At 64.1% G+C, this 9,586-nt stretch carries 7 protein-coding genes; all 7 read left to right on the top strand.

The genetic code is table 11. The features are described from left to right. The first annotated feature begins 40 nt into the window (after window positions 1-40). The 7 genes from LDN95_RS00960 (at window position 41) to LDN95_RS00930 (ending at window position 9,584) form a co-directional block, all read left to right on the top strand. Window positions 41-2,191: a substrate-binding domain-containing protein gene (locus LDN95_RS00960; RefSeq protein ID WP_226015748.1), complete on the top strand. Its 2,151-nt coding sequence runs from the start codon at window positions 41-43 to the stop codon at window positions 2,189-2,191. A 309-nt stretch (window positions 2,192-2,500) separates the two neighbouring features. Continuing rightward, complete coding sequence (locus tag LDN95_RS00955) at window positions 2,501-4,183, top strand: ShlB/FhaC/HecB family hemolysin secretion/activation protein (RefSeq protein WP_226015747.1); 1,683 nt, start codon at window positions 2,501-2,503, stop codon at window positions 4,181-4,183. Window positions 4,184-4,211: 28 nt separating this feature from the next. Further along, complete coding sequence (locus tag LDN95_RS00950) at window positions 4,212-5,999, top strand: DUF2341 domain-containing protein (RefSeq protein ID WP_226015746.1); 1,788 nt, start codon at window positions 4,212-4,214, stop codon at window positions 5,997-5,999. A gap of 37 nt (window positions 6,000-6,036) precedes the next feature. Further along, the gene (locus LDN95_RS00945; protein WP_226015745.1) at window positions 6,037-6,444 is read left to right on the top strand and encodes a biopolymer transporter ExbD; all 408 of its coding nucleotides are present in this window, start codon (window positions 6,037-6,039) and stop codon (window positions 6,442-6,444) included. A 12-nt stretch (window positions 6,445-6,456) separates the two neighbouring features. Continuing rightward, on the top strand, window positions 6,457-7,167 hold the full coding sequence (locus tag LDN95_RS23260) for an energy transducer TonB (protein ID WP_226015744.1): 711 nt from the start codon (window positions 6,457-6,459) through the stop codon (window positions 7,165-7,167). A 39-nt stretch (window positions 7,168-7,206) separates the two neighbouring features. Next, window positions 7,207-9,063, top strand: a complete 1,857-nt coding sequence (locus LDN95_RS00935) for a putative porin (protein ID WP_226015743.1) — start codon at window positions 7,207-7,209, stop codon at window positions 9,061-9,063. Beyond that, window positions 9,063-9,584 carry a hypothetical protein gene (locus LDN95_RS00930; protein WP_226015742.1) on the top strand — a complete coding sequence of 174 codons (522 nt, stop codon included), beginning with the start codon at window positions 9,063-9,065 and terminating at the stop codon, window positions 9,582-9,584. The genes LDN95_RS00935 and LDN95_RS00930 overlap by 1 nt, the downstream gene beginning before the upstream one ends. Window positions 9,585-9,586 lie beyond the last annotated feature (2 nt).

Below are 9,586 nucleotides of genomic sequence, written 5' to 3'. Positions count from 1 at the left end.
TGTTCGTCCGTTAGTTCGTTCACCTTGGAAGGATTATCCAATGCTGAAGTCCAAGTCCCTGCTGCTGGCCGCGACGATTGTCGCTGGCCTGACCGGCGCGTCGGCCAATGCTGCCACCACCCCGGTTCCCTTCGTGCCGACCCTTACGCCGCTGCCGGCTCCCGGCCCGAACGATGGCGACAACTCTCTGCACGGCGCTGGTGCGACCTCGGTGCAGAAGCTGCTCGTGCGCGAATTCAACTGCATCGGTGTGAACCACAAGGTCGGCGCCAGCGGCATTTCCGGTTCGGGCACCTCGGCCACCAACGGTTCGTTCTCGTCGGTCGCCGCCGGCAAGTACACCCCCGCTTCGCCGACCACCGCCAACCCAGCGCTTGATTGCTCGGTTGATGCCAACGACATCCAGCCCGCTTTCTCGGCCAAGTATGTCGGCACCGGTTCGGGCTTCGGTCGTCAGATCTGGCGTGAATTCAAGGACGACTTCGACGGTTCGGCCGTTGGTTCGGGCGTCACGCACGTTTACAACCCGTTCAACTCGCTCGGCGAAACCGGCACCCCCGACGCCCGCTGGAGCCATGTCCAGTACGCGATCTCGGACAGCCCGATCGCTCCTTCGGATCTGACCGACTTCAACAACGGCGGCTCCAGCGCCACCACGGGTACGTTCCCCGGCGCAGCCGGTTCGGCCGGTGCCGCGGTTCAGTTCCCGCTGTTCGTCCTGCCCGTCGCGATCGTTTACAGCCCGGTTTACGGCGTTAACGCTGCCAGCGCTCCGATGACCTTCAATGCTCAGTGGGCCACCACGTTCAACGGCGTGTCACTGAACGCGCTGCGTCTGTCGCGCAAGGCTTACTGCGGTATCTTCAACGGGTACTACAAGAACTGGAACGCTTCGGTTTTCCAGATCCTGAACAAGAACACCCCGCTGTTCGACGCCACCAACGACACTGCCGCCCGTTGGGCAACTGACGGTGCGCCGATCCGTCTGGCCGGTCGTCTCGACAACTCGGGCACGACCAACGTGTTCACCCGCCACCTGAACGCCGTTTGCGGTCTGGCTGACTCGGTTCCGCTCATCGACAGCGCGAAGCCCGGTCTGAAGGCTGCCAAGCTCGGTGCTGCCGATACCGCAAACTACAAGAACGCCTACGACCGTGCGGCCGACAACCTGCCGTACAACTCGAACAACAACGGCGGCGTGAACCTGTCGCTGGTTCGTGAAGACAGCAACTACAAGCCGGCCAACACGCTCTCGACGAAGGTCGCCGGTTCGACCAACCTCGTCTCGGGCACCTACTACGACGGTACCAACGTCGTGACGCAGTCGGGCACCACCAGCGGTCTGCCCACTGGCAAGGACGGTTCGGGTCTGTTCGTCACCGCCGACGGTGGTAGCAAGCTGGCCAAGTACATCCTGCTGGCTCCCGACTACACGCTCGGCACCGTCACGGTGAACGGCAAGATCGGTTACATTTCGGCCGACGCGATCCCGCCGTCGCCCGATGCTGCTGCGGTTCCCTCGGGCGCCCCGGTCGGTACGTTCCTGGCTTCGGCTCTGCTGCAGGTCAGCAACGGCACTGGCTACGCCCAGCCGTCGCTGGTTCAGGCTCTCAAGGCTTTCGGCACCGCCGATACCGCGATCCTGCCGCCTGAATCGGATGCCAACGGCGCCTACCTCGCCGGTGACACCCGTCTCGTCCGCAGCGCGACCAGCACCTCGACGGCTGCTGTTCGTGAAAACCCGGTCGCCTGGACCGACGTTCTCTACGTCAGCAACGGTGGCAACAACCTGGCAGCGCCGCTGGCTGGTTACCCGATCGTGGGTACCACGCAGTTCTTCGGCTACACCTGCTACACCGCCACCAACCGTCAGGCGATCGTCGAAGTCCTGGGCCTGGCCCTGGGCGGCGTGACGCGCAACTCGACCAACGCTTCGCTCTCGGTCAACACCTTCAAGGGTGCTGCTGCCGCCAACATCGGCATCTTCGACCAGGCGAACATCGGCGTGCTGCCGATCGCTTGGCAGAAGGCCCTGATCGACACGTTCCTGCAGAAGTCGGCGACGACCGCTCTGGCTGACAAGAACCTGTACATCCAGGACATCGTGCAGCGCGCGAAGTCGGTGAAGGCTACGCCGACCCCGCCGGAAGCGAATGCCAACCCGACTTGCTCGGGCAAGACCGGCGCCTGATCCTTCTTCACGAAGGCTCTAGCTAAAAAGGGGGCTCCGGAAGCAATTCCGGGGCCCTTTTTTTGTATTCGGTGATGCTGCCAAGCCGCTTGTGGCGATCTTGGCGCGGGAAGCATCGCTCGGTGCGCGCGCAAAAGTCAGGCCCCGAGTGGGGAATATGGGCGCCTGCTCCTTCGCAGTTCAGCCGTTCGGCTCCGATTGTTTGCAGAGGCTGATCGGGAAAGGGGCGTCAATGCAGCATTGGCGTCACACTAGTTACACACAACGCTGCCAGAGCCCGGGCACAAGCTTGGGGAACGGTTAATTCGAATGAGGGACTTTCGCTTACTGGTGCTGGGTGCTTGCGCCTGCCTGCCGGCCATCTGGCCGGTTTCGGCGGTGTGCGCAGCCGAACCGGCAGCAGCCCCGGCAAAGGCTCCAGGGCCAGGCGATGCCGCTCCGGCGCCGGAGAAGTTCTTCATTCAAGCCTTTGATGTTTCGGGCGTAACCCGGCTTTCGGTCGGTGAAGTGGAGCGGATCGTCTACGATCATGCCGGTCCTGATCGCACCAAGGATGACGTCGAGGCGGCGCGCAAGGCGCTGCAGGATGCCTATGCCGCCAAGGGGCTTGAGGCGGTCATCGTCGATGTGCCCGTTCAGGATGCCGAGAGTTTCGGTCAGGGTATTGTCAAGATCGCAGTGGCCGAAGTTCCGGTCGGCTTCATAAAAGTTACCGATAGCCGGTACCATTCGCTGTGGGTGGCGCGCCAGCACGTGCCATCGCTCCAAGAGGGCAAGGCGATCGATTTCAAGGCGCTGCAGGCCGATGTCAGCCGCGCCAACCGTTTTCCCGATCGCTCGATCAATCCCGAGTTCAAGCCCGGCCGCGTTCCCGGTACGGTCGATGTCGATCTGCGCGTCACGGATTCGCGCCCGCTGCATATCACCGCCGAGCTGGACAACGACAACAGCCCGTCGACCACGCCGCTGCGCGCTTCGGCCAGCGTGCGCTACACGAACCTGTGGCAGGCCGGGCATACCGCTGCGCTGACCTACATCGTGGCGCCGCTGCATCGTTCGCAGACCGAGGTTATCTCGGGGTCGTACTCGATCCCGCTGTTCGGCAGCCCATGGAGCTTTTCGGTTTCGGGCTACCATTCGAACAGCAACGTGGCGTCTGCCGGTGGCTCGGCAGTGCTGGGGCGCGGCTATCAGGTCGGCGTTCGGGCGACATACCAGTTGCCCGCCGCGCACACGTACCAGTCGATCAGCTTCGGCCCGGATTTCAAGAACTTCAAGCAGAAGATCACGGTCGGCTCAACGCTCGCCAGTTCAGCCCCGATCCGCTACATTCCGTTCGAGATGAGCTACACGCTCGCCGGGGCGACCGAGAGCACGAACTACTCGATCACCGCAGGAGCGACAGTCGGCCTGCGCACGATCAAGGGGATCACATGCGTCGATATCTCGGGCGTGTGTGTCCCGGCCGACGCTTTCCGCAATCGAGAGCAGTTCTCGAACGAGAACTTCATCCATGCCAACCTGTCGCTCGATCTGGGCCACAACTTTGGCAGTGACATCGAAGGATCGCTGCGGGTCAATGCCCAGCTTGCCGATTCCCATCTGATTACCAACGAGCAGTTTGCCGCAGGCGGGGTCCACTCGGTGCGGGGGTACTACTCGGCCGAGGCCGTGGGCGACGATGGCATTTCGCCCAGCCTTGAGCTGCGCGCGCCCAGCCTTGGCAATCTGTTCGCCAATGGTGGTCCGGCTTTGAGCTGGGTCAGCGATTTGCGCTTCTTCGGCTTTGCCGATGCCGCTTTCCTGCACATCCGCAACGCACTGGCCGGGCAGACTGCCAACTACAAGCTGATCGGCGTCGGCGGCGGCGTTCGGGTGAAATTGTTCGACCACATCTCTGGTGAAGTGATCGGTGCGGTCCCGCTGACCAACGGGTCGGTGACGAAACGAGGCGATCCGCGGGTCAGCTTCCAGGTGAAGGGGGAATTCTGAAGTGACTTCGATCGGGGGGAAGCAGGCCATGATGCGTTTGCTGACGGCGTTCGCGGTGCTGCTCGCGGCCTTGGGTTTTGCGCCCGGCGCCAATGCGGCCAGCGAAGCGTGGTGGAACAAGGAATGGAGCTATCGCAAGGCGGTGACGGTCGACCTGTCGCCGTCGGGCGTCAACGTCAGCGGCCCGGTTGGCCGCACGGTGGTGCTGGTGCGGCTGCATTCGGGCAACTTCACCTTCACCGATGCGATGCCCAACGGCGCGGATATCCGCTTCGTCGACAGCGACAACAAGACGCCGCTGCCCTTCCACATCGAACACTACGACGCCACCACCGGCATCGCTACGGCGTGGGTATCGGTGCCCAACCTCAATGGCGGCGAAAAGCGCGCGATCTGGCTCTATTTCGGCAACAAGAGCGCGCCGGTCGGTTCGGACGAGAAGGGCACCTTCGACCCTGATTACATGGCCGTGTTCCACTTCGCCGAAAACCCCGGCACGCCGAGCACCGACAGCACCGCGAACGCGAATGCCGCCAAGGCGGCGCCTGCTGGCATCGACGATGGCGGCATCATCGGCCGCGCCGCACGCTTCCCCGGCCAAGGCCAGATCGAGATCGCGGCCTCGGGCTCGCTCGCCCAACCGGCTGCCGCGCCGTTCTCGTTCACCGCATGGGTCAAGCCCGAGCAACTTGCCGGAACGCAGGCGCTGTTCACGCGTGGCGGACTGGTCATCGGGCTCAATGCCGGCGTGCCATTCGCGCAAGGGCCGGGCGTTGCCGTTCAGGGCAAGACCGCGATCAAGCAGGGTGATTGGACCCACGTGGCCTTTGTCAGCGATGGCACGGCGTTCCACCTTTACGTCAACGGCACCGAGGATGGTACCGGCGCGGGTGCGTTGCCCGCGATCGACGGCTCCGCCTTCATCGGTGGCGCTCCGGGCCAGCCGTTCAATGGCGAACTCGACGAAGTGCGCCTGTCCAAGACCGCGCGTCCTGCCACGATGATCCTGGCGATGGCGCAAGCCGAAGGTCCGGGCGGCAAGCTGGTGTCGGTTGCCGAAACCGCCGAGAAGCAAAGCTCGGGCGGCGGCGTGATCATGTTCATCGTCAGCAAGCTGGAGCCGGTCGATCAGGGCGTGGTCGCGCTGTGCCTGCTGCTGCTGGCGGCGGCGATCGCACTGATGGTCAACAAGGTGCGCTACCTCAACAAGGCGGACAAGAACAACGCCGAATTCATGCGCTATTTCCGCGCGATGGGCGACGAGCTGGTGCCGCTTGATGAAGTCGAAGGCATCGATGCGGCCAAGGCCAAGCGCCTGAGCGGTTCGCCGCTGGGGCGGATCTATGCCAGCGGCATCGAGGAACTGATGATGCGCAAGCAGCGCTGGGGTTCTCAGCCGCTGTCGAGCGAAGCGGTCAGCGCGATGCATGCCGCAGCCTCGTCGGTGGTCGTCGAGGAAAACCAGAAGCTGGACAAGCTGATGGTCATTCTGACGATCGCGATTTCGGGTGGGCCGTTCATCGGTCTGCTGGGCACCGTGATCGGGGTCATGACCGTGTTCGGCGGCGTGGCGATGGCGGGCGACGTGAACGTGAACGCGATCGCACCGGGTATCGCTGCGGCACTGTTGGCAACGATCGCCGGTCTGGCCTGCGCCATCCCCTCGCTGTTCGGGTACAACTATCTGAACGGCCGGATCACCGTGGTCGCCGACCAGATGCGCGTGTTCATCGAGCAGCTGATCACGCGTCTTGCTGAAATCCAGCGCGACGAAGCGGCCGAGATGGACATGCTCGCCTCGACCGAAGCCTACTGAGGCCCCAGCCGGGCTGACGCGCGAAAGGAACTGACCCATGGACGTTGGTGGCGGCCGCAAGGCCTACGACGACATCAATATCACGCCGATGCTCGACCTTGCGTACGTGCTGCTGGTGATCTTCATCCTGATGGCGACCGCATCGGTGCAGGGCATCAAGGTGGACTTGCCCAAGGCCAGTTCGGCCAAGAGCCTGGTCCAGCCGAAAACGATCGCGATAACGGTCAACAACCAGGGCCAGGTGTTCATGGACGCCTTTCCGGTGACGCTGGCCGATCTGGAAACCCGCCTGCGCAATGCCAAGGCTTCGAACCCCGATGTGCCGATCGTGCTCAAGGGCGACCAGACCGCGCAATATGGCAAGATCACCGAAGTGCTCGATCTGTGCCGCCAGCTTGACCTCAACAAGGTCGGTCTGGTCACCGGCAAGCCGACGGCGTCCTGAGGGCCTGCTGACGTGGCCAAGCCCGACCTTGCTGATCCCGACGAGGAAGGCGGCTTCAAGCGCTGGTTGCCGTTGATCATCGGCGGCCTGCTGCTGCTGGCCGCGTTGTGGTACATTGGCGGGCTGCTGAGCGCCACGTCGGGCGTGAAGGTTGAGGCGCCGCCACCGCAGGCGGTGCAGATGCTGCCGCCGCCTCCACCACCGCCTCCGCCACCACCACCCACGCCGCGTCCGCCCGATCCGACCAACAAGCCAGACCCTGCACCTGTTCCCAACAACGAGCCGCCCAAGCCCGCTGCCGCGCCGGTCACCATCAACGGGCCGGCGCAGGCCGGTTCGGACGCGTTCGGCCTGTCGGCAGGCTCAGGCGGCGGCAACGGCGCTCCTGCCAGCACGGGCACTTGTGTCGGCCCCAACTGCGGCAAGGTCGGCGGCGGTGGCGGTATGGGCGAGGTGTTCTATCGTCGGTACCTGAGCGCGGTGCTGCAAGAGCGCATTCAGCGCAACGACAAGCTCAACCGCCTGTCGTTCACCGGTGATTTCGCCATCACGATCTCGCCCGGCGGACGCGTCACGCAAGTCAGCGTGCTCAAATCGACCGGTCGCGATGACCGTGACGAGCAACTCAAGGCCGCCTTGCTGGCGGTCGCCAATCTTGATCCACCGCCCGCAGGCGTGCGCTTTCCGCAGCGCGTCTCGGTGCGGGGCAAGCGACCCATCTAGCTCGGCGCTGGCCGGCTGGACCGAAGAGGAAGTGTGAAGATGCGCGCGAACAGGTTCCCTTGGACCCGCACCGCCCTGATGCTGGTTGGCCTGCCGTCCGGGCTGGTGCTGGGCAGCGCCTGCGGCCATGCGCAGGCGGCCACCGTGCCGGTGGCGCAGGCGCCGTCGAGCAACGCCATGGTCAATCTGGTGCGCCTGCTGGTGGCCCAAGGCACGATCAGCAAGGACAATGGCGATGCACTGATCGCCGAGGCGACGCGTGAGGCCGAACAGGCCGTCATCGCCCAGCAGCAGGCAGCAAGCGCCGCTGTGCGTGCAGCTTTGCCGTCGCCCGCGTTCGGCAATCCAGCACCTACCGCCGTGGCGAGCGCTGCGCCCGCGCCCAATCTTCCGGCTCCGGCACCCGGCACCATCCGCGTGCCTTATGTACCCGAAAGCGTGCGCACGCAGATCCGCGACGAGCTGCGCGCCGACATCATGCAGCAGGCAAAGGCTGAAGGCTGGGCCAGCCCGGGCAAGGCCGCACCCGACTGGACCGAGCGGTTCAAGCTCTCGGGTGACGTCCGCTTGCGCTCGCAGTCGAACTTGTTCAGCCGCTTCAACTCGACGCAGATCCCCAACTTCAAGGCGATCGTTGCCAGCGGTCCGCTTGATCTGATCAACAGCCAGATCCCGCTGCTGAACACCACCGAAAGCCGCTACAATCAGCTGCAACTGCGCATGCGGCTGGGGCTTGATGCGAAGATCAACGACCACCTGAAGTTCGGCTTGCAACTGGCGACGGGCAACGATGCGTCCCCCAACGGCACCAACGTCAACCTTGCCGGTGGTGCGTTCAAGCGCGCGATCTACCTTCAGAACGCCTTTTTTGAAGCCAAGCCGACCAGCAACTGGACGATCTGGGGCGGCCGCTTCAACAACCCGTTCTGGACCACTGAATCGCTGTACGACGTCGATCTGGCGTTCGATGGTGTGGCGACCGAGTTGAAGCTGCCCCAGCGCATGTTCGGGCGGCTCGACTGGACTTTGCGCGGTGGTGCGTTCCCGCTCGATTTCGGCAGCCAGAACTTCCCCGAAACCGCCAACACCAAGTCGGTCAGCGCACAAAAGTGGTTGTTTGCCGCGCAGTTGCAGGGCGATCTTCACCTTCCGGGTAAGGTCGAGTTCACCGGAGCGGTTGGGTATCACCACTTCGCCAATGTCTCGGGCCGTGCGTCGGCGCCTTGCGCGCTCTACCTTGGCGCGACGCAGTGTTCGTCCGATCCGACATCGCCGTTCTATGTGCAGAAGGGCAACACGCTGTCGTTCATCCGGCGCATCGTGCTCGATCCCTCGCTGCCGTCGACCACGGTGCAGTCGCAACCGCAACTGCTTGGCTTGACGCAGAAGTTCCACGTGCTCGACATTCGTGGCCAGGTTTCGGTGCCACTGTTCGACGAAAACCGCTTCAGCCTTTCGGCCGAATACATGTACAACTTGGGCTTCCGTCGTTCGCGCGCCTGCCGCTATGGCCTTGCCGGTGAGCCGGTCAACAACGGTGGCAGCGGCGGCAGCGGCAATATCTGCGATACCGACCTGACCAAGCGCACGCCCTATATCGGGGGCAAGCACGGCTATGAACTGACCGCCGAGATCGGTCGCCACGATCCGTGGAACGCTGGCGAATGGCGGGCTTTCGGAACATGGCGCTACCTGCAAAGCGACGTGACGCTGGACGCGTTTGCCGGCGATGACTTCCACCTTGGCGGCACCAACGCGCGCGGCTTCATCCTTGGTGCGCAGCTGGGCCTGTTCAAGAACATGAACGTGCAGGCGCGGTGGTACAGCGCCAACGAGATCGCGGGTGATCCGCTGGCGATCGACGTGGTCATGTTCGACATCAACGCGAGGTTCTGATGCGCGGCAAGGCCATGTTTGCGCTGCTGGCGCTGATCGCCGGTCCCTCGGTCGCATGGGCTGCAGCGCCTGCGCGCCCGGCTCCCTCCCGGCCGGTTGCGGTCCCACCGGTTACCGCCCCAGCGGCGGCTCCGGCCCCGCAACCCAACAGCGATGCGCAGCTTGAATCGCTGCGTCAGCGCCTGCTCGCCAGCCAGCAGACAATCGCGACGCTGGAGCGCGAGCTGTCCGAGGAAAAGAACCGCACGATCGCGCTCGAACGGTGCCGCACCAAGAACGGCAAGCTTGTCGGCATCGGCCGGCAGCTTGTCGAAGGCTACCAGAAGCGGTGGCGGATCACTCACAAGGATCCGTTCCAGCTTGGCCGTCGCCGCTTCGAGTTCGAGATGCAGGCGTTGAGCGAGGCGGTCTACGACGAAGGCGTGGATATTACGCCCAAGCCAGCAAGTGCGCCTGCCGATGCCTCGACCGACGGCCCTGCCGCGACGACTGCTCCGACCGCCCCTGCTGGCGGGAACTAGGA

Origin of the sequence: Novosphingobium sp. FKTRR1 (assembly GCF_020404405.1) — a bacterium.
Classification (GTDB): Bacteria; Pseudomonadota; Alphaproteobacteria; order Sphingomonadales; family Sphingomonadaceae; genus Novosphingobium.
The sequence above is the reverse complement of the archived record's forward strand: the minus strand, read 5'-3'. Positions and strand labels throughout refer to the sequence as shown.

Bases quoted from the DNA above. Each gene is read 5' to 3' on its own strand.
- LDN95_RS00960 (WP_226015748.1), top strand. From the start codon at position 41: ATGCTGAAGTCCAAGTCCCTGCTGCTGGCCGCGACGATTGTCGCTGGC.
- LDN95_RS00945 (WP_226015745.1), top strand. From the start codon at position 6,037: ATGGACGTTGGTGGCGGCCGCAAGGCCTACGACGACATCAATATCACG.
- LDN95_RS00935 (WP_226015743.1), top strand. From the start codon at position 7,207: ATGCGCGCGAACAGGTTCCCTTGGACCCGCACCGCCCTGATGCTGGTT.
- LDN95_RS00930 (WP_226015742.1), top strand. From the start codon at position 9,063: ATGCGCGGCAAGGCCATGTTTGCGCTGCTGGCGCTGATCGCCGGTCCC.
- LDN95_RS00955 (WP_226015747.1), top strand. From the start codon at position 2,501: ATGAGGGACTTTCGCTTACTGGTGCTGGGTGCTTGCGCCTGCCTGCCG.
- LDN95_RS00950 (WP_226015746.1), top strand. From the start codon at position 4,212: ATGATGCGTTTGCTGACGGCGTTCGCGGTGCTGCTCGCGGCCTTGGGT.